This is a genomic window from Natrinema hispanicum (assembly GCF_900111485.1).
GTDB classification, from domain to species: domain Archaea; phylum Halobacteriota; class Halobacteria; order Halobacteriales; family Natrialbaceae; genus Natrinema; species Natrinema hispanicum_A.
This window is the reverse complement of record NZ_FOIC01000023.1, coordinates 19,617-40,049: the sequence shown is the minus strand read 5'-3', so window position 1 is coordinate 40,049 and position 20,433 is coordinate 19,617. Positions and strand designations below refer to the sequence as shown.

Genomic DNA, 20,433 nt, shown 5'->3' with positions numbered 1-20,433 from the left:
AGCGTTGCCATCAAGTTTGCGTTCGTACTCCCGATCGGGCTTGCGGCGATGAATCGCCGCGAGCCCTCGTTCAGTGTAGTCTTTGCGCGTGTTGTGGACAGTTTGGGGATGACAGCCGACGTGCTCACTGATTGTCGCATCAGTGAGCCCGTCGTCAGCTTTCAGAAGGATGCGTGCGCGTGTGTTCTCTTGTGCTCTCTGTTCACCAGTGGACGTGAACTGTTCGAGCGTCTTGCGGTCTTCGTCGCTGAGATCAACGATATACTTCTTCGCTCCCATTCTGTGAGATACGCGTTCAGAGAATATATCGTTATACGCTCACGCTTGAAGCTACACTCAGAGTCCCCCGACCGGGGATATGAGTAACGGCTGGTTGGCACAGCCCGGAGTCTTCCTGTTCGACCGCGAGAGCGGACGGTTTACACCGAGAGAACAGGGAGTCTGCAAACCCTAATATCCCAACGCTCGGGATTCCTCGGGCTTCAGCCGGAGGAGGATGTCAATATTCAATCGGAAGACGAAGAAGAGGCGGTAGAACTGGCTCAGAGACACATGAAGGAGGTCCACGGACAAGAAGTCACGGACGACGAACTCCGGGAGGAACATCTCCAGGCCGTCTAACAAGCAGATGCAGTTGATTTATTTATCATTTCTTATCTACAATATTCTCACTGATATTTAAGAAGGCATATCTCATATAGACAATTCTCCCCGGTGGGTGGGTTAACTCCCACCGAGCACGCGCTTGAATAGCGTGAACGTAAGGAGGGTGAAGAACAACCCGTTCAACATCCCCTGACTCGCGGCGAGCACCCGTGCTGCGGGGCCGAGCGGGTTGATGTCACCGTAACCGACCGTACTGAAGCTGATGTAGCTGTAGTAGACGCTGTCGAAGAGGACGTCCGGTGGCGTCTTGTCGACCCCACTCGCGTTGAAGACGCTTCCTGCCTGAGTCAGGAACGGACCGCCGAGGGCATATAACAGCCCGAATAGTGCGGGCAACAGGAAGGTGAACGCAGCAATCCGTGGGAGTCGATTACCGTACCCGCAGGTCACCTGCATGAACATATTGAGAATGACGCTTGCGCTCTTTTTGACGCGTCCCAACGCATTCAGCGAGTATTCGCTGCGGATGATGTCGAGGTTGGTCTTGCGGTTGTAGTAGTAGCGTTTGAACTCGAACTCCCTGCTTGCAGGCGTATCGCCGACCGCATCGGCGCTGTCCTGAGCTTTGCGATACGTTTCCTCGATGATTTCGTTGTTCATCTCGACAGCAAACTGGCCGGTCGCGTTGTTGCCGACGAAATCGTGGATCGTCCAGTCGTTGCGCTCGAGATACGCGTGATGAGTGCTGAAGTCGAAGTGGTCGAACTCGGTCAGACAAAACCGGAAGTGGTCGAGCAGTTCGTGTTCGTTCCCTTGTCCCTCGAGCTGAATATCGCCGATCGTTGCCCGCGTGAGGTCGTACGGAATCGCGTCGCCGCCGACCTGCGAGATCGTTCCGCCATTGATCGTCGCATCGGTGAAATCGACGTACGTATCGCGCTCACCATCGAGCAGCCGGAACTGTGCCGACTCGTGGATGATTGCGTGCCGGAAGTCACACCGCCCGTGGAACGTCGCGTCCCAGAACGAGACGTTCGTGAAGTTCGCCGCCTCGAACTCGGCGTCTTTTCGGAAGACGGCCTCCCTAAACGATGCGTTCTCCTCGAGATGTCGCGCTTCACCTTCGAACACCGCTCCGCGAAACTCGGCGAGCCCGTGGAACGTCGCCGCAGAGAAACTCGCATCTCCGTTGAAGCGGGCTTCGTCGAATCGCGCTCGAGCGTCGAACGTCACCTCGTCGAACGTCGCGTCGCCCTGAAATTCCGTCTCGACGGCAATGACGTCGTCGCCGAAACTGCTCTCGCTGAACTCGACTTCGTCTTCGAAGGTCGCACAGGCGAGGTCGAGTTCGTCGGCGACCTGCACACGGTGGCAGTCCGCACGGGCGGTAAACGTTGCCCGATCGAAGTTGACCTGTCCTTTGAACGTCGCGTCTTTGAAATCCGCGAATCGGAAGTGAGCGAGTTTGTAGTCGGCCTCACTCTCGAAGACTGCCCCCTCGAAGGTCACATCGTCGTTCGTGGTTCGACTGCCGCCGTTGAATTCGACGCCGCGAAACTCGGCGAGTTGCATGAAGCGTACGTCCTCGAAGCTCGCGTCGTCGTCGAACCGCGCTTCGTCGAAGTCAGCCATCTGCTGGAACGTCGCGCCGTCGAACCGGGCGTTACCACTGAAATCAGTGTGTTCGAAGTCGGAACCGGCAGTGAACTGTGCGCCTTCGAACGTGACGTACTCGAACGTCGCCTGTCGGAAACTCGCGTCGTCGCGAAACGTCGCGTCGGCAAAGGAGATGTGATCCTCGAGGACGTGACTACTGCCACTGGTTTCGACGTTTCGGAAGTGAGCAACGCCGTGGAACGTCGCCGCTTCGAACGTGGTATCGCCTCGAAACGTCGTCTCATCACAGTCCACGTCACCGTGGAAGACGGCCCCGTCGAGTCGCACGTCCTGTTCGAACGTCGCTTCGTCGGTCGTCACCGTTCCCTGGACGGTCAGGTCGCTCGCCTCGACGACGCCCGTAACGACCGAGTCTTCGAACTTGAGCTGCCCGATGGTCGCCTCCCGAAGGATGAGTCCTTGATCGAGGCGGCCGTGGGTGAGGTCCAGCCCGTCGATGTCAGCATGCTGGAAATTGAGAACGTGGTTCGTCGAGCCGTTGATGTCCTGATACGTAAGCGAGAGGTGTGGCAGGTCCGCACCCACGTACTCGTTGACGCGGGTGTCCGGCGACTCGAGGTTCGTTTGGAGGACATCGACGATGTCGTCGGCGGTGACGTCGTGTGCCACGCGTTCATCCCGACTCATGTGGAACACGCAGTATTCGCTCTCGGGATGTGCCTCGTGTGGACACTCCCACGTCGTCTGGAGTTCGGCGTCCGTCTGCGTCGATGGGTCGAACGTGTACCGACAGGCCGACGATGACATCAGGGCCGGTTTCGGCTCGTTTTTCGACATGTTATTGCACCACCTCGTGACACCCCGATTGACGCGATGTAGCTCTCGATATGACGGTCATACTCACGATAGATTTCAGTGTGCTATATAGTTTCGGTGGATACGACCGTCACTCGAAAACTCGCCGCCGTTCTTCGGGTAAGAGTTCGGCGTGAACGACGTTTGGCGAGCAGTGTTCACACTCCTGTGCGGGGTTGGTACTTTGCTCGTAGGTCCACACAGGGATACGAAAGAGGAAGAACGCCTCCATCTGGTGGCGTTCGATAATCGCATCGGCATCCCGTCCGCAGTTCGAACACCAGTTTTCGTCGTCTGCTGGGACCTGAAAGGTCACTTTCCGGCGGCCGAATCCCGCGTTCGCGTATGCCTCCTTGCGGGACATCTCGATGAGGTCGGCTGCGGGATACGGTTCGGCGTCGATTTCGTTGTCGAAGCCAGTATCGGAGACGACGTTGGTCGCGAGATGTGGGCCGACGTGGACGGTATTGTCGTACCCGAGAAAGTGAACGGAAACGTCGGCGCTGCGACCGTCGACGGACACCTGGTGGCCGTGGCCGACGAGGTAGAGTTCGATGTCCGTCCGCACCCCCTCGAGTTCGATCTCGTGATCCATTCCAACCGCGTAGACGCCGGCCGATGGATCGCTCGCGTGCCCGGACTGCTGCCAGCCGACGGTCGAGACGTCGTATTCGTCAGGCGTCGCTGTTGCCGAAATGTCGTCCGTATAGACGTTCTCCGCGCCGGGTGCGGAAAACTCGCCGTTGACAGCGTCGGTGGCGACGAACACGTCTTCCGTATCGGTAATGCGGATGTCGCCATCGGTCCGTTCGACGTAGCCGTCCTCGAGCTCGCCACGGATCGTCGTCTCCGCATCGGCGACGCTGACGCCGCTGTCGACGGACTGGTGTGTGAATACGTACTCTGCGTTGCGAACCTCGAAGTCGCCGCCGACGCCGTCTGTTGTGACGAACACGTCGGCAGGGTCGTGTAGTTCGATCGGTGGGCGTTCCGAGCCGTTGATCGTGACATCACCGTTGTAGGTCGTCTGCGTAGAATTACCTGTCATCGTGTGTGTTCGCTGGTCTGTTGTGGTGTGGTGGCAGTCGTCTCGTTGACTGTATCGTCAGTCAGTTCGTCGCTCGAGCGCCCGGCACGCGACGCATGCGGGCGCAGGTTCGTCTCGGTATAAAGCGCCAGTCCGTACTCCGGATAGGTGTGATACGTTTCGTAGCCTGCCTCGTCGACGCAGATCGTGGTCCACGCGTTAGGACCAAACCGGAATGCAACCGTTGCCGCCTCGGGGCCGGGGAACGCGTCGATCGGTCGACCCGAGACAGTCGTCGTCGCGAGAAGGGTGTCCCCGTCGAAGCGAAACGTGCGTTCGACGTCGGTTGACAGTGGTGTCTCGTAGGCAGTTTCCAGCGACACCGGCCGACAGGAACAGAGTTCGTGAAAGCCGAGCGTGGGCAGCCCGACGTAGTGTGACTCGCCGATGACAGTAAACACCGCCGGCGACTCGAGCAGCGTGTCGGGGTGGACGGTCTTCACGTCGAGTGTCTCGAGCTCCGGCGTCGTATCGGCATAGCCGAAGTACAGTTTTGTGGGCCTGTCGTCGGTGGAGTGAGGGATGTCTTCGGGCATGGTCAGGTATCGACGAGGACATCGTAGTTCGGATGGAAAATGGAGTTCACCCGTACACCACGGTAGCGGGGGACACGGTGCCACTGACGGTCGTGATAGCGGTCACGGTACTGCTGGACGTACGCGGTCCCATCGGCGACGGATAGCGGCTGTCGACCGCCGGGTGCGAAGGCGTAGAATCGCTCGACCCGTTCGGTCTCGCCGTCGCTGTCGATGTCCTCCCACGCCCAGTAGGGCAGTTGTCGGGTGAATCCGGCGGCACCGACCGTGTTCACGAACGCTTTGTGATGTTCGGGATAGCGGTCTGCCGAGTACGCCCACGTCACCATCATGCCGTCGTCCGTGAGATGCTGGCGGACGGAGCGGTAGAACTCCTTCGAATAGAGCGTGAGCAGGTCGTCGTCGGTCGCACCTGGGACGTCGAGGAGAACGAGATCGTACGTTTCGTTCGTCTGCTGGAGATAGCGGTAGCCGTCGGTGGCAGTCGTCTGCAGGCGGTCGTACTCGTAGGCGTCGTCGTGCCAGTGACGGAAGAACGGGTCGTGCTTCGTCATGTTCATGAACTGGGCGTCGAGGTCGACGTGGTCGACGGTGACGTTGTACTGTCGGAGATGGTCGATGGCGATCCAGTCGCCGCCGCCGACGACGAGCACCTTCGTCTCGGGGCCGTGGTCGACCAGCGACATCGGCACGTCGACGAGGCCGTTGTGATAGCTATCGGCCCAGCTATCGCACAGTTGGACTGCCGACCCGAGCCGGAGACACTGTTCGGAGCGCCCAGTGAAATGCGGGTTCGGCCCGGCACCGGTCCAGGTGCGCTCGTAACGGATGACGTGCTGGTATCGTGTCGTCTCCTGGTCGGTGATCTCGACGCTCATCGCGCCCGGGGGATACTCGTTCTCGATTTGCTGCTCGAGGTAGAGTTCCGACAGTCGCTCGTCTGCCGTCTCGTGGTTAGCCACGACGCCCGCGTACGATGCGGTCAGCAACAGACAGACGACGAGCAGTGTCTTCGGGACGCGACCGACGAGCGGTGTCGGCGTCGAGTCACCGAACAGTCTCCGATCATCGTTGTCGGACGACGGCCACGACCAGCCGCTGAAGTAGCCGACGAAGGCGAGTGCTGCGACGGCGTTGAGCAGCGCGAGCACGAAAATCGTCGGGATGAGTCCCAGTCTTGGATACAGCAGTCTGGCGTACACGACCGCCCCACAGAGGCCGCCAACGTAGTCCATCGCCAGTACGACCGACAGTCCGCTCCGTCGCCCTTCCTTGCGCTCGACGTTCCAGAAGACGCCGAGGCAGGTAACGGTCCAGTCGTGAAGCCGGTCGCCGAGGCGATGGATCCACGCGGGTGTTGTCGTGCCGTCGTCGTCACGGTCGTCGACCATGTGGGTCAAAAGCGGGAGTTCGAATCCCGAGAGAAAGCCGACGACGACGACGGGCAGCCGTGCGACTGTCCAGAGCAGTTCCGGTGGAACGGCTCGTGGAACCCGAACGCTGTTGAGGCCGACAATGAGCAGAAAGCCCGCGGGAGCGACGGCAGCGAGAAGCACTTCCGTTCGAAAGAAGTTCCCGCCGTAGTCCTCGGGATTCAGGTCGTCTGAGAGCGCAGCGCCGACGCCGAGGCTGAAGAAGTACAGCCCGACGGTGATGACGTACTGCGTCACGGTCCCGCCGTACATCACCGTTAGCAGTTCGGAGTAGACGAACTCATAGACGAAACTACAGAACGAGACGACGAACGTCAGCACGAGGAGGGCAGCCGTCGCAGTTCGTGTATCGGACATGGGAAAGCGGCTCACCGTTTGCTCAGATTTGCCTCGAGCGGGCACGTCGAGGGCAGGGGAGACACACAGCTTAGATGCGTGGCGACACCTTCCACTGTTCGTCGATCCGAAAGCCCGTAGCGCCGTCGCTGACCTCGAGATCGTAACACTCCCAGCGGAAGTCGTGATTCGAATCGCCACCGACGATGTTCGCGCCGACGCGATACCAGCCCGCCTGAGAGAATTCCGGACGGTTGGTGATGTCGTACATGACGGTCCCGCTCGGATTCTGGAACGTCTCGTCCCAGGAGACTGTGCCTGCGTCTGGTGCCTCGTCTTGCATCTGATCGGTGCTACCGAGATAGGCGACCCCGAGTGCGGCGACAGTAACAGGGTACTGCGTCACTTCCTCCTCGTGATCTTCGTACCAGTCGTCGGCGTAGTCGCCACCGTGGTACCACGCGTGTCCGTGGCTCGTATGTGGCGCGGAGGTGTATCCGCCGGTGCCGCGTCCGGTTGCGCCTCGGCCACCGCCACCGCCACTACTGCCTTTCGCGCTGGCGATACCAACGGGGCTTACCGTGGCGGGAGACTGTTGCGACCCGTCGTAACGGGACATGACCCACTTATTGTCGGCAAGATCAACGACGAGTGTGCCGTCGCTCACCTCGAAGTCGGAGACGACGCTCGACTTCCGTGGTGGTGGTGACTTGCTACCGAGGCATCCACCCAGAGCGGTGACCGCTCCGAGACCGGTGGCGACAATAAATTGACGACGGCGCATGGGTTTCGATTCCTCTCTGAAATATTAGACAACTGTATTAACTATCTTGCGATTTGTTCTATCATTAACCGAACGCTGCTGTCGCCAGCAACACTTAGGAGGCTGATTTTCAGAATTTTGAGAGTTTTACCAGCCATGAGATCCTGCTGTCCCGGAAGGACGTCCGCATAGCTGGACTATCGGGTATTTTTATAATATTTCCGAATTGTAAATAACGCTTATGATTGTGTGGTTATCTCTACCAAGTATGGTAGACGAAGGTACTCCGGACGGCCGCGGCCGCCCCGATTTCTCGAATGACGAATTATTTCACGTACTCTCCGACGCCAGTCGGCGAACTGTTCTGTTCCACCTTCGTCAGCATAGAGCTGCGACGGTCGACGAACTCGCCGACGTGATCGCAGAGGTCAATGGAGACGAGTCTCGAGGGGTCGATCACGAGCACCTGCGCACGTCGTTACATCACAGCCATTTTCCTAAACTCGTGGACACTGGACTGATCACGTACGATCCGGAGCAACAGATCGTCGAGTCTACGAGCCTTCACGGTAACATTGGCGAGTGGCTCGACCTCGCGGTTCGCCATCAGATCCAGTTCGAGAGTGTGCACGAACCGGACAGTCAGCCTGACGAGCGCGAGACAATTCAGGTGTTACTCGTCGACGACGAACCGGGACTTCCCGAGACGATCGGTGCCTACCTCGAGCGCGAGAACGACGATATGACCGTTACCACCGGAGCGAGTTCCCTCGAAGCGGTGACCAGACTCGAGGAGGAATCGTTCGACTGTATCGTGAGCGACTATCAGATGCCAGCGATTAGCGGGATCGACTTTTTAAAAGCCGTCCGCGAGGAGGACGCGACGATGCCGTTCATCGTCTTCACTGCCAAAGGCAGTGAATCGGTGGCCAGTCAGGCGATCGAGACTGGCGTAACCGATTACGTCCAGAAGGGGCCAGATACCGAACAGTACGACGAACTGGCTGATCGGATCCGCAAGGCAGTCACTGGAGACTAACCCCCCGCGGAATTGGGACGAAACCGCCGACCAGAGCACGGTTCGGCGATCGCCCAACTTGTCGGACTGGATGATTATCTCAGCCACGAATGAACGCCGAAAACGTGTCCCGACGGAACGTATCGGAGGTCCATCCAGAACGCGCAGTCTCCGCCCGCTGTGTCACCGCCGACGCCCGTTTCGAATCGGTTGCGGGAAGCGAAACCGACGACCCGACCGCTGGAGCCATCGCACGGGGCGTAACAGCGTCTCATCAGTCTGCGCCCGGAAGTGACCAGTACTCGCTACTGATACGGTGTCTCGAAGACGCCGTCGGACGATAATGATCAGATGAGCAATAGCCAATCAACATATGAACGATTGACCGAGCGTATCTCGGACGCATGCTGTGCAGTAGATACCGAGTGTCGAGTCACGTATTGGAACGACCGGATGGATGAGTGGACTGGCGTCCCAGCAGCGGCTATCGAAGGCGAAGTCGTGTGGGATGTCGTTCCATCGTTTCGGGGGTCCAAATTCGAGGGACAGTGTCGGGAAGCGATTCAAACGCAAGAAGCACGCTCGTTCGAGACACGATTCGGCGATCCACTCGACTCGTGGATCGAGGTGTCCATTTACGTTAACGCGGATGGTCTCACGATACTTTCCCGCGAAATTACCGAGCGCAAGGCACGTCAAGAACGAGTCGAACTCGCAGAAACACTGTTCGAGAACACGCAGGATGCGCTTTTCCTCATCGATCTCGACGAGGAGACGGACAAGTTTCAGTTAGAACGCGTTAATCCCGCGTATGAACGCCACACGGGACTTACAAGCGACGAACTCAGCGGGCGGGGGTTACGTGATGTCTTCGGTTTTGAAGAGGGAAATTCCATCCTCGAGAAGTACCGCGAGTGCGTTGCCCGGCGTGAACCAATCGAATACGAAGAGCTCGTTTCGGTCCCCAACGAGGGACCCTACTGGGAGACGCGGATTGCTCCCGTCATTGTCGATGGCACCGTCGAGAAACTCGTCGGAGCGACGCGCAATATCACCGCACAGAAAGATCGAGAGCGCCGGTACGACGCCATCTTCAACCAGACGTACCAGTATATCGGGTTGTTAGACACCGACGGAACATTGCTCGAAGCTAACGACTCCGCGCTCGAGTTCGGCGGTCTCAAACGCGAGGAGGTCATCGGCGAACTGTTCTGGGACACGTATTGGTGGCAGCGAGACGAGCACACTCGGATGCAGCTGAAAGACGCCGTCACGTCGGCTGCGAACGGCGAATTCGTCCGATACGACGTCGAAGTACAAGGTGCTGATGAAACGGCAATCATCGACTTCTCGATTCGACCGATCACGGACGAACGGGACAATGTCGTCCTACTCGTCACCGAGGGGCGAAACATTACCAAACACAAACAACGTGCCCGTGAACTCGAGCAAAAGCGGGAGTTCCTTCGGCAGATCCAGAGCGCCGCGGATATCGGCGGCTGGGAGGTCGACTTCCGTACGGAGACGATGCGATGGACGGACGAAGTCTATCGCATCCACGAACTGCCAACCGAGTACGAGCCGGCGGTTGAAGACGGAATCGACTTCTATCATCCACAGGATAGAGCGACGATTACGGACGCGTTCGAACGGCTGCGGAAAACAGGTGACGGCTACGATCTAGAGTTACGGATCATCACGGCTGCCGATGAGAGACGCTGGGTTCGAACGCTCGGAGCGCCGTGGTACGACGACGATGGCACCCTCATCGGTGCGCGCGGCGCGTTTCAGGATATTACTGAGCGCAAAGAACGCGAGCGTGAACTTCAACGGACCAATGCCCGTCTCGAGGAGTTCGCCTCCGTTGTCAGTCACGACCTCCGAAACCCGCTGACAGTCGCCCAGGCTGCACTCGAACTCGGCCGTGAGAGCGGCGCAGCGGAGGACTTCGATCGCATCAAGGCTGCTCACAAGCGGATGAACGCGCTCATCGGCGATCTGCTAACCCTCGCACGCAACGGCCAGCAGGTCGACGAGACCCAGCCGATCGTCTTGCAGACGCTACTCGAGTCGGTCTGTGAGACGCTTCCGAACGACCGTGCGACCATCGATATCGCGCTCGGGGACTATCGCCTCGAAGGTGACGAGGCTCGGCTACGGCAGCTAATCGAGAATCTCCTCTCGAATGCGCTGACCCACGGCGGCGACGATGTGACGATCCGCGTTGGCCGACTCGAGAGCCGTGATGGATTTTACGTCGCAGACGACGGGCCGGGCATTCCACCCGCGATACGTGAGGAGATATTCGATCAGGGCTACTCGACGACGAGTGAGGGAACGGGCTTCGGGCTCGCCATTGTCAAGGGAATCGCCGAAGCTCATGGCTGGACAGTCGGCGTGACCGAAAGCGAGGACGGGGGCGCACGATTTGAAGTGACCACAGCACAACGCAATCCGGCGTAGTACGATGCGGTCGATGGCAGGACGCATCCGGTGATAAGATCTGTCTCGAGTGGAAATTCACTATTTGCTGTCGCGCAGAATCATTATTGAATCGGTAAGTACAGAGCAAGCAGGTAACAGAGTATGATTAAATATCTTAGACACACACTTTTATTCCATTTAGAATGGAGACGGGATACTTCCAAAAAGAAGGTCAAGAAGCATGTAAATCGCCCAGAAAACCCCCCACAGTACGACACCGATTGCTATCCACTTGGGAACGTTCCCTGAGAGACTGGGAGTTTCTGATGGGTAGTACGGCGACAGTGGGTTGTTCGGCTTCTTATCACTCATACTTAGACCTTGTTTCGAAAACAGTTTAAATCCTCACATTAGTTAATTGATGATGAATCCATAGTGTTATCTTCGCACACGATTCTATCGATGAATCTGGAAGATTGAGTGCGAATGAGGAATCACTGCAGCTTCCTCTGCGTATGCGCACCCTCCTGAGAATACGGAGTTCCAAGGGGAGTACTCCACAACGCTGGCTCACTGTTCAGGCAAGGACTCGGGATTCTCCATCGATGTGTCTCTATCCTGGACCGAGATACTCACTGTGGGGCCGTTCCGGATCTGAACGATGTAGTCCAGGTATGTGAACTCGATTTCCACCTGACTGGTGTTCGAGTCCACATCCTCCTGAACGAGCGCGTCCAGCGCCTCCGGATCGATGACGCTGAACAAGGGAGGGGATAACTCGGTCGGCGAAACACCCTCTTTCCGGGCTACCGCCTTGACCACCCGATACGACGTGACGTGTGAAACCATTACCCACCCTAAGCTGCAACAATATATAAATATTTGCTCAAATGTTCCACATTACGCAAATATAGCCCCAGTATGTGCAAAAACCGCAGTTCGGCTTTCGAATGAGCAGCCCCGATACGTCGCCCTCGCTGTGTGATACATCGACGGTGTGAATTCCCGCGACGCGGACGAAGATTTACGCAGATGGCGAGTTTGTACGAACCTATGGGTGAAGTCGCACTCGACGATGTCGATCGTGGGATCCTGTTTTTGCTACAGAAGGATGCCCGGAACATCACGATCGCCGAAATCGCAGAGGAGGTGGACGTCTCCGCCAGCACCGTCCGCAACCGCATCGAGAACCTAGAGGAGACGGGCATCATCGAGGGGTACTTCCCAAAAATCAACTACGAGCTGGCGAACTACCCGCTGCACGTGCTGTTCGTCTGTAGCGCCCCCGCCGACGAGCGCGAGGAGTTGGCCGTCAACGCACTGGATCGCCACGGAGTGGTCGACGTCCGAGAGATGCTCACCAGCACGCACAACATCTACGTCGAGGTCGTCGCCACTGACACTCGGGACCTGACCGAAATCACCAACAACCTCGCTTCGATGGGCTTCAGTATCGAGTCCTCCGAAATCGTCACCAATCACCACACTCGCCCCTGGGCGGAGTTCGAGTTCGAGGGAGACGAGGAGTAGTCCAATCGGCAGACTGTCGAACCATCCGAGCAAGGTAGTGAATCAGCAATTAAACCAGTGAAAGGTGCGAATTTCACAACCCATTTTCTGCGTTTTGCACAGTCTTTTTGCTGGACCGAGCCAAACAGTAGCCTGAATCAGATGGGTCGGTTGGAGAACCTCATCTGATCCTTCGCAATCATATGACCGACCATTCGCCACGCGATCAGACTGTTCAACGGGAGCGTCCCACGCTCGACGAGTTCTTCGAAGTACTCAGCAAGTCCCCTCGGCGCCGCGTCCTGACGGCGCTTGTCGACGCAAACCCAAGAGACGTAGCCGAGTTCGCCCCGGCGGATTTCACCAACGACGAGCGACGCGAGGATGTCGTGACGAGGCTGTACCACATCCATCTCCCGAAGCTCGACGAGGCGGGCTTCATCGAGTGGGACTCCGATTCGGAGACGGTTACGCGCGGGCCGCGCTTCGACGAGATCGCGCCGCTCGTCGAGTTGCTGACCGCCCACCCGGACGAGCTTCCAGCGGGCTGGCCGTAGGTCAGAGCGACGTTCCGGTGTCGATCCCAGATTCGTAGGTACCAGTCCGGCTCTACTGGTGAAGATTGGTGAGTGGCCAGGAGCACTGGCTACGTCCTCTGTACTGAACGAACACCTTTCCTCGAGAACTGGACTGCATTCGCGCTCTGTATTCATCACGACTCTTCGGCCAGATACGCTGATTGGTCGGAATCCCAGTAGTCAATAAGCACATCTACTTATTGGCCAATTCATGATAATGTGGATGTAATCAACATCGCAGGAATACTTCTATGATACGGACTACTATCAGTCAGTTCCGGTGCAACCGCGACCCGCACTACGGTTGCACCGGTAACTCGTTACAGCAGACCGTATGAGCCACTCAGTAACGACTGTTATTTCTCGTTCTCCCAACCGCCGAAATCGGACGATGCTACACGGCGAACACTGTGCCGTTGTACGTAAAATTCAAGAGAGCGAGAACTCGAGCGGTACCGGTTCTGGTGGAGTCACGCGATAAACAGGCAGTATCGGCTGACGCTACCCGGGATACCCCATCAGGCTTTAGTCCTCCTCGGTGAGTAGCTACATGATGTCTCGCACACAGGAGCTAGACGAATTCAAGGGGACGCTCGGCGACCTCGTGGAGGAAGCACCGGAACTGAAACAGTTTTCGGGCTTCATCGAATCGGCAGAAGCAACAACCGTCCTCGATCACAAGACCAAGGAGCTGCTGTCGCTCGCGATCGGCGTCGTCACCCGCTGTGACCACTGCATTCTCTGGCATACAGACGCCGCACTCGAGGCTGGTGCAACCCATGATGAAATCGTCGATGCGCTGAAAATCGCCGTCGTCATGGGGGGCGGCCCGGCGATGACGTACGCGGTTGACGCCTACGAAACGCTGCAGGCCCTCGAAGCGGAACGAAGCGAGTGAACTGCCTCGGGGAATCCTGTAGTCAACCCTCATCGTTGTGCATCCAGCGGACGGTGCTTGTCGTTGTGATGTCTCCGCTCATGAAGACCGACAGTGACGGGCACGGTCACCGCACCTCGCAAAGAGGTGGTAGCAAGGTCCACAGTGATGTTGATAACACGCTCTGTGATACTGGGCAATTTTATTAATATCCCCACTTGCTATCATAGCTATTATTATCTAGTGGGTCAGACTTAGCAACAGATGTCGCAACATACCCGCCGGCAAGTTATTGCAACGAGCCTTGGAGCAGCCACGCTCGGGACGGTCGCAGGATGTCTCTCGGATTCTTCGGGCAGCGACGGGACAGTGGCACAGTCATCCTTTTTCGTATTCGGGGATTTTGCGAGCAAGGTCGCAGGCGATACTGCGACCGCAGAGACGCTCGTCCCAATCGGACAGCACGGACACGGCTGGGAACCGGGTCCGAAGGTCCAAGGGACGATTCTCGAGTCCGATCTGTTCATCCACGGGATGGAGGGGTTCCAGCCCTGGGCTGACGACCTCGTCCATAGCGTTCAAGACGACGACGCCAACGTGCAAACCGTGGCCGTTGGCGAGGGGATATCCCTCCTTGAGGGCGGTCACGACCACGGTGGAGAGGATGACCACGGTCACGACGTCGCACACAGTGACGACCCCCTCGACAGTCACGCGGTGTCTCACGCGTGTGGCCATATGGAAGACGGCGATACGGACTCACTCACCGCAGCTCCGTCTGCAGCGAACGCGGCGACGTTCTCACAAACCCACCAGCCGTACGCCGTCGAACTTCCCGAAGAGACCGGCTACGTTGCTTTCGAAGCCGACGAGGGCGGTGAGTACGCGTTCTTCACGGACACCCACGACACCGTTCACCCGACTTCAGGTTCCGTCGTTCACGAAGCCCACAGCGTCGAGAGTTGCGACAGTATGGCGGAATACTACGTGGTTCACACCGAATCCGGGACTGTCACGCTCGAGCTTACCGATGACACCGGGTCGTCTGTAACGGTGCTAGCGGAGGGAGTCTCTCATGACGACGGCGAGCACGATCACGGAACTGCGGACGACCACGATCACGCCGGTAGCGACGAGGAAGCGCACGCGGCCGAGGAAGACGGTCACGATCACGACCACGCCAGCAGTCGCGATCCCCACTTCTGGCTCGATCCAATGCGCGCCAAACAGGCGGTCGAGACCATCCGCGACAGCTTCGCCGATGTCGACGGCGACAATACCGAGGCGTATACCGAAAACGCCGACGCGTACAGCACCAGGCTGGACGAACTCGACGACGCGTTCCAATCTAAACTCCAGAACGCGTCCAAAGACGTCGTGTTCGTCGCCGGACACAACGCATTCCAGTATCTCGGACAACGCTACGAGTTCGACGTGCAGACGCTTACCGGTCTCTCGCCGGATGACCAGCCCACCCCGAAAGATATCGAACGAGCACAGGAGGTCATCGCGGAGCACGACCTCGAGTACGTCTGTGCGGATCCGCTCGAATCGCAGACAGCAGCGGAGCAACTCGTCGAAGAGACCGACGCAACGGACGTGCTCCCACTGACGCCGATCCCCGGACAGACCCAAGAGTGGGCCGATGAGGGCTGGGGATACGTCGAGATTATGGAGAACATCAACCTCGAGACGCTGACGGAGGCCCTCGACGCGTAATGAGCGACTCAGTGCCGACCGATTCCGAACCGGAGTGGACCGGATCGGCAGAACCAGGGGCGACTGACTCATCGCGTGCGGGACTGCTGGCGGTCGTCGTCGGGACGACGGGACGATCGGCCTGTACGATCTACCCGCCGGATGTGGCCGCCCCGTATCGGACGACGGCGTGGATAACAGCCCACGGCGACGCGTTCGTCGATCTCGAGGACATGCGATGACAACCGAAACAGCGACCGAACGGCACCCAGCGGATCCGATCATCAGCGTCAACGAGGTGTCGTTTCGCTACGGTGAGCGGCCGGTCCTCGAGGACGTCTCGATCGACGTCGAACCGGGAACGTTTCTCGGGCTCGTCGGTCCCAACGGGAGCGGCAAAAGTACGCTCCTCGAGCTCATGCTCGGTCTCAAACGACCGGATACGGGATCGGTGACGCTTTTCGGCGACCGTGCTCACGAGTTTGACGATGGCAAACGTGTCGGATACGTCGCACAGAACGTCACCGAGACGGCACGCGATATGCCGGTGACGGTGCGCGAAGCGGTCACGATGGGGCGATACCCCCACCGGCTCGTCGGCCGGTTTTCACGGGCGGATCGCCGTGCGATCGAGGATGCGATGGACCGAGTCGGCATTACGGATCTCGCGTCGCGGCGCGTCGGCCGTCTCTCTGGCGGCCAGCGCCAGCGGGTTTTCATCGCCCGTGCGCTGGCCTCGGAGGCGGATCTCTTGGTTCTGGACGAACCGACCGTCGGCGTGGACGCAGAGTCCCGGGAGGAGTTCTATCACCTCCTTCATACGCTCAACGCGACTGGGCTGACGGTTATCCTCATTGAACACGATATCGGCGTCGTCACGACGTACGCGACCGAGATCGCGTGTCTTAATCGCCGACTGTATTTCGATGGGGATCCGGACGAATTCGTCTCGACCGATACACTCGCAGCTGCGTACGGCACCGATCAACACGTCATTCACCACGACCACTGACCATGACCCCACAACCATCACCCGTACCTGAAACGACAGTCGAGAGGATGTCGATGCTCGGATGGCTCCTCGGGGAACTGGCTGGACTCTTCGAGTGGTTCCTCGAGGACGTCTACGGTGCAGCGATGGGGCTTCTCGCCGAGGTCCTCGGTGTTCCGATGCTCGGCTATCCCTACATGCAGCGAGCATACCTCGCTGCCGTCTGTGTTGCTGTGATCGGGCCGCTCGTCGGTACTTTCCTCGTGCATCGCGAAATATCGATGATCAGCGATACGCTCGCACACACTGCATTCGCCGGCGTCGCCGTCGGCCTGTTTCTCAACGCGACGTTCGAGCTGTCGCTGTCGCCGCTGCTGACCGCGTTTATTGTCGCGGTCGTCACGGCCCTCCTCGTCGAGTTGCTAGTCGAACACGCCGGCGCGTATACCGACACGTCGCTGGCGATCGTACTGACCGGCGGATTCGCGGTCGGGAGCATCCTCATTACCGCGACCGATGGCGGTATCGCCGTCGGGATCGACGCCTACCTATTTGGAAGTCTGGCGACCGTATCGAAAGGTGACGTCGGGCGTCTCGTCTTCATGTGCGTCTTCGTCGGCGGGCTTGTCACGCTGGCGTATCGGCCACTGTTGTACGTCACCTTCGATGCGACGGCCGCTCGCGCGGTACGACTCGGCGTCAGACGCTACAAGCGACTCATGGTCGTCCTCACGGCGCTGGTCGTGGTCAGTGCGATGCAGATCATGGGTGTCATCCTCGTGGCAGCAATGCTCGTCGTTCCGGTTGCCACCGCAGCGCTCGTTGCACGGAGTTTCAAACATTCCATTCTTCTCGCAATACTCGCCGCCGAGTTCGCGGCGATTGCCGGCGTCACCCTCTCGTACGTCTACGGCATTGCCGCCGGCGGATCGATCGTCGTCGCGGCGATTGCGGTGTATACAGTCGTCCTCATCGTCCGAAAGCTCCCTGCTGACGCTTCACTCCGTGCACTGAACCCGTCGAATCGACGTCAAGCCGGCCGGTCCCGAGATGTCCTCGAGGCTGACGGCGGCGACGAGCAGCAGTAGCGCACACAGCCACCCAACAATCACCGACCGAAATCCAATGTACGAGTACGTCATCATCGGCGGCGGCGTTCACGGAACCTGTCTCGCAAATTACCTCCTCGATAGCGGCGGCTACACGCACGACGACCTCCGGATCATCGACCCCCAAGAAGAGTTGCTCGCATCGTTCGCCACCAAAGCGCGACAGTGTGGCATGCAGACGCTCCGTTCGTCGTTCGTCCACCACATCGATACCGAGCCGTTCTCGCTTGAGACGTTCGCAACGGGACACGACCGTGAGGACGAACTCGTTGCGACCAACGACTACCCGAACCGGCCCACCCTCGACCTCTTTCTCGACCATGCCAGATATGTTATCGACCGCCACAGCCTTGCTGACTGTCACGTCCAGGGAACAGTGAGCGCTATTACGGATCCGGGCTCCAGAGACTCCCTTCGAGTCGAGACGGATGATGGGGCGTTTGATACTCGTCGCGTCGTTCTCGCTCTCGGGCTCGGTCCGCAGCCGACGCACCCGGAGTGGACGGCGACAGTGCCAGACACCGCGCCCCTCGCTCACGTCTGGGATGACGGATTCGATCCGATGGCGGCGACAGGGGTCGATGGCACGACGATCATCGTCGGTGGCGGCATCACAGCCGCACAGCTCGCGTGTCGCCTCGCTGAACAGACGCACGTAACACTCCTTTCTCGACACGACTTGCAGACAGCACTCCCGGAGGCCGACCCATACTGGATCAACTGGGGACATATCGAGACCCACCTCCACACGCTCCCAGCCGGTTCTCAGGCACGACACGACCGAATCCGAAATGCCAGAAACGACGCGACGATTCCGCCTTACGTCATGGACCAACTGACCGATGCCCGTGATCGTGGTTCCCTTACAATCCGTCTCGGCGAGATTGCATGCGCCCACGCCACCGACGATGGCTTGCTCGTCCGGTTCGCTGACGGCGCGTCCACAGCGAACGCACAAGTCCTGCTTGCGACGGGCCTCGAGCCGGCACCCAACCATCCGCTGGTCAGCCAGACCGCCGAGACGCTCGGCCTCGAGCGCGGTGCAAACGGCTTTCCCGTCCTCAACGATCGGACACTCGCCTGGCGACGAACCGACGGCACCGACTCGAGGGTATCTGTCGCGGGGAAACTCGCGGAGACAACAGTCGGACCACTGGCTCGGAACATCGTCGGCGCGCGTCGAGTTGCTGAGCGACTCCTCGCGAGGTGTCCAGATTCGCGGGGACAGCGCCGAACCGCAGTTGAACCTGCACACCCCACTTGAAGGGGGTGTCCGTAATCTTCGCCCGCTGTGTTCTCTCGACTGCGCCGATATCGTAACTGCGATCTTCAGTTACAACGCGACGAAAAGCAAACCGCGAGAAGCGGGACTACACCAACGCTTCAGCCTGTTTTCGGAGCGATCGGTGAAGGCTCGAGTCGGCAGCGAGTCGGTCGAGTTCGTCGGTCGCTCCACACAGATCGAGTGCAGACAGTGCCTGCCGCCGATACGGTCCGGCGAGACCGCTCGTGACCGCGATGACGCGAAGTTGCGTCGTCGCACCCGCCATGGCAAGCCCATTGATCGCGGCCTCGCGTGTCTGGCGCGGCACGTTTGCATCGACGGCCGTCTGAAAGAGCGAGCGTGGCGACGGCATCGTTAGCCCGACAGGCCGATCTCTTCGGCTTGATCCTCACTCGTCTGGTCGTCCTGTTCGGTCGCGTCTTCGGCGTTTTCTTCGCCACCAAACGTTGGGAAGCGGTCCTCGAAGGCAGTCCAGTCGGCATCCATCTCTTCGTCGGTCAGCGTCGCGTCGTCGAGGTCACTACGGAGGGCATCGTGGTCCATCTCGGTGCCGATGAGAACGAGCTGGGTCCCTCTGTCGCCCCACGTCTCGTCCCAGACATCCGCGAGCCCCGGATTGTCTTCGATGTAGGCCTCGCGCTCTTCAGGTGGAAGGGACGCAATCCACCTGCCAGCTGGCGTGATTCGGATCGACTGCCCGGCGACGTTCAACTCTAGCGCGATTTCCGCTCGTCCAGCCAGCCAGAAGTGTCCCTTCGACCGGACGACGTTCGTAGGAAGCGAGTCGAGTAACTCTGCGAACCGTTCGGGATGGAAGGGACGCCGCGACGAGTAGACGAACGAGGTAACGCCGTGTTCGTCCTCAGCGGACTCGTGGGGCTCTCGCAGCTCCTGCAGCCAGCCGGCCGACTGACTCGCTTCCTCGAGGTCGAACCGACCTGTATCCAAGATCAGTTCCGGGTCGACGTTCCCGTGTTCGGTCCGGACGATCTCCGCCCGCGGTTGGAGCACGGAGAGCATTTCCTCGATTTCCGCGAGCGTCTCGGCGTCGACGAGGTCACACTTGTTCAACAGGAGCATGTCACAGAACTCGATCTGTTCGACGAGCAGGTTCCCGAGGTCCTTTTCGGTGTCGCCGTCCATCAGCGATTCTTTTGAGTCGAACGTCGTCCAGAACTGGTGGGCGTCGACGACGGTCACCGTCGTGTCGAGTTCGTAGTAGTCCATCACTTCGATGCCGGTCTCCTCGTAGAACGCGGTCGGATCGAGATCCGACTGGTCGAACCCCATCGTGAGCGTCTGGGCGACTGGAAGTGGTTCGGCGACCCCAGTGGATTCGATGACGAGGTAGTCGAAGTCGCGTGCCTGTGCGAGCTTTGCGAGTGCGTCGAGCAGGTCTCCACGGAGTTCACAGCAGATACAGCCATTTGATAACTCCACCAGTTCCTCGTCGTCCTCCGAGATGTCGGAGTGTTCGGCAACGCGGTCGGCATCGACGTTTACCTCACCCATATCGTTGACGAGCACCGCGATGTCCAGATCCGTTCGCGTGTTCAGCAGGTTGTTCAACACGGTCGTCTTCCCCGCGCCGAGAGTGCCGCTCAGCACGGTGACGGGAATCGTCTCTCGAGTCATCTGTTATTAACTACTGTGCTTATCTTATTTATAATTGGGTGCAAGCAAATTCGAGTTATTAATAGTGGCCAGACGA

20 protein-coding genes and 1 pseudogene are annotated in these 20,433 nt (G+C 59.0%); 11 read left to right on the top strand and 10 right to left on the bottom strand.

Annotation, left to right across the window (positions count from 1 at the left end; genetic code table 11):
* On the bottom strand, positions 1 to 279 hold a 279-nt coding region (locus tag BSG09_RS15745; protein WP_139246231.1), incomplete at its 3' end, for a helix-turn-helix domain-containing protein.
* A gap of 225 nt (positions 280 to 504) precedes the next feature.
* On the opposite strand from BSG09_RS15745, the pseudogene BSG09_RS21860 reads away from it, so the two are divergent.
* Positions 505 to 621: pseudogene (locus tag BSG09_RS21860) on the top strand (DUF1059 domain-containing protein); the annotation flags it as partial.
* Between the two features lie 102 nt (positions 622 to 723).
* Here the strand turns inward: BSG09_RS21860 and BSG09_RS15740 are convergent.
* The 5 genes from BSG09_RS15740 to BSG09_RS15720 all read right to left on the bottom strand — a co-directional run bounded on the left by BSG09_RS15740 (position 724) and on the right by BSG09_RS15720 (position 7,254).
* Positions 724 to 3,030 carry a pentapeptide repeat-containing protein gene (locus tag BSG09_RS15740; RefSeq protein ID WP_092934780.1) on the bottom strand — a complete coding sequence of 769 codons (2,307 nt, stop codon included), beginning with the start codon at positions 3,028 to 3,030 and terminating at the stop codon, positions 724 to 726.
* A gap of 139 nt (positions 3,031 to 3,169) precedes the next feature.
* Positions 3,170 to 4,126 carry a hypothetical protein gene (locus BSG09_RS15735; RefSeq protein ID WP_092934772.1) on the bottom strand — a complete coding sequence of 319 codons (957 nt, stop codon included), beginning with the start codon at positions 4,124 to 4,126 and terminating at the stop codon, positions 3,170 to 3,172.
* Entirely contained in the window at positions 4,123 to 4,701 is a 579-nt protein-coding gene (locus BSG09_RS15730; RefSeq protein WP_217650141.1) for a hypothetical protein, read from the bottom strand. Before BSG09_RS15730 ends, BSG09_RS15735 begins: the two co-directional genes overlap by 4 nt.
* A 2-nt stretch (positions 4,702 to 4,703) precedes the next feature.
* Positions 4,704 to 6,491 (bottom strand): spermidine synthase, encoded by a 1,788-nt coding sequence (locus BSG09_RS15725; RefSeq protein ID WP_092934770.1) that lies wholly within the window; start codon positions 6,489 to 6,491, stop codon positions 4,704 to 4,706.
* A 70-nt stretch (positions 6,492 to 6,561) separates the two neighbouring features.
* Complete coding sequence (locus BSG09_RS15720; RefSeq protein WP_092934768.1) at positions 6,562 to 7,254, bottom strand: hypothetical protein; 693 nt, start codon at positions 7,252 to 7,254, stop codon at positions 6,562 to 6,564.
* Between the two features lie 247 nt (positions 7,255 to 7,501).
* Between BSG09_RS15720 and BSG09_RS15715 the strand changes: the two genes are divergently transcribed.
* Positions 7,502 to 8,272 (top strand): response regulator, encoded by a 771-nt coding sequence (locus BSG09_RS15715; RefSeq protein WP_092934766.1) that lies wholly within the window; start codon positions 7,502 to 7,504, stop codon positions 8,270 to 8,272.
* Between the two features lie 330 nt (positions 8,273 to 8,602).
* Positions 8,603 to 10,714, top strand: a complete 2,112-nt coding sequence (locus BSG09_RS15705; RefSeq protein ID WP_092934762.1) for a PAS domain-containing sensor histidine kinase — start codon at positions 8,603 to 8,605, stop codon at positions 10,712 to 10,714.
* Positions 10,715 to 10,873: 159 nt separating this feature from the next.
* Here the strand turns inward: BSG09_RS15705 and BSG09_RS20915 are convergent, their stop codons facing one another.
* Positions 10,874 to 11,047, bottom strand: coding sequence for a hypothetical protein (locus BSG09_RS20915; protein ID WP_175542228.1), 174 nt, complete (start codon positions 11,045 to 11,047; stop codon positions 10,874 to 10,876).
* Positions 11,048 to 11,245: 198 nt separating this feature from the next.
* On the bottom strand, positions 11,246 to 11,524 hold the full coding sequence (locus BSG09_RS15700) for a HalOD1 output domain-containing protein (RefSeq protein WP_092934760.1): 279 nt from the start codon (positions 11,522 to 11,524) through the stop codon (positions 11,246 to 11,248).
* 204 nt (positions 11,525 to 11,728) lie between these two features.
* Here BSG09_RS15700 and BSG09_RS15695 point away from each other — a divergent pair, with 204 nt between their 5' ends.
* The 8 genes from BSG09_RS15695 (at position 11,729) to BSG09_RS15660 (ending at position 18,701) form a co-directional block, all read left to right on the top strand.
* On the top strand, positions 11,729 to 12,205 hold the full coding sequence (locus BSG09_RS15695) for an Lrp/AsnC family transcriptional regulator (protein WP_175542227.1): 477 nt from the start codon (positions 11,729 to 11,731) through the stop codon (positions 12,203 to 12,205).
* Positions 12,206 to 12,387: 182 nt separating this feature from the next.
* Positions 12,388 to 12,741, top strand: coding sequence for a DUF7344 domain-containing protein (locus tag BSG09_RS15690; RefSeq protein ID WP_175542226.1), 354 nt, complete (start codon positions 12,388 to 12,390; stop codon positions 12,739 to 12,741).
* 574 nt (positions 12,742 to 13,315) lie between these two features.
* Positions 13,316 to 13,660 carry a carboxymuconolactone decarboxylase family protein gene (locus BSG09_RS15685; RefSeq protein WP_092934776.1) on the top strand — a complete coding sequence of 115 codons (345 nt, stop codon included), beginning with the start codon at positions 13,316 to 13,318 and terminating at the stop codon, positions 13,658 to 13,660.
* 243 nt (positions 13,661 to 13,903) lie between these two features.
* Positions 13,904 to 15,358, top strand: coding sequence for a metal ABC transporter substrate-binding protein (locus BSG09_RS15680; RefSeq protein WP_092934756.1), 1,455 nt, complete (start codon positions 13,904 to 13,906; stop codon positions 15,356 to 15,358).
* On the top strand, positions 15,358 to 15,579 hold the full coding sequence (locus tag BSG09_RS15675) for a DUF7511 domain-containing protein (RefSeq protein ID WP_092934754.1): 222 nt from the start codon (positions 15,358 to 15,360) through the stop codon (positions 15,577 to 15,579). Before BSG09_RS15680 ends, BSG09_RS15675 begins: the two co-directional genes overlap by 1 nt.
* Positions 15,576 to 16,349, top strand: a complete 774-nt coding sequence (locus tag BSG09_RS15670; protein ID WP_092934752.1) for a metal ABC transporter ATP-binding protein — start codon at positions 15,576 to 15,578, stop codon at positions 16,347 to 16,349. The genes BSG09_RS15675 and BSG09_RS15670 overlap by 4 nt, the downstream gene beginning before the upstream one ends.
* A 53-nt stretch (positions 16,350 to 16,402) precedes the next feature.
* Positions 16,403 to 17,416, top strand: a complete 1,014-nt coding sequence (locus tag BSG09_RS15665; protein ID WP_223174739.1) for a metal ABC transporter permease — start codon at positions 16,403 to 16,405, stop codon at positions 17,414 to 17,416.
* 37 nt (positions 17,417 to 17,453) lie between these two features.
* Positions 17,454 to 18,701, top strand: a complete 1,248-nt coding sequence (locus BSG09_RS15660) for an FAD/NAD(P)-binding protein (RefSeq protein ID WP_092934748.1) — start codon at positions 17,454 to 17,456, stop codon at positions 18,699 to 18,701.
* A 106-nt stretch (positions 18,702 to 18,807) separates the two neighbouring features.
* Here BSG09_RS15660 and BSG09_RS15655 read toward each other — a convergent pair whose 3' ends face one another.
* Positions 18,808 to 19,074 (bottom strand): hypothetical protein, encoded by a 267-nt coding sequence (locus BSG09_RS15655; RefSeq protein WP_092934746.1) that lies wholly within the window; start codon positions 19,072 to 19,074, stop codon positions 18,808 to 18,810.
* A 2-nt stretch (positions 19,075 to 19,076) separates the two neighbouring features.
* Complete coding sequence (locus BSG09_RS15650; RefSeq protein WP_092934744.1) at positions 19,077 to 20,357, bottom strand: GTP-binding protein; 1,281 nt, start codon at positions 20,355 to 20,357, stop codon at positions 19,077 to 19,079.
* Positions 20,358 to 20,433: the final 76 nt, after the last annotated feature.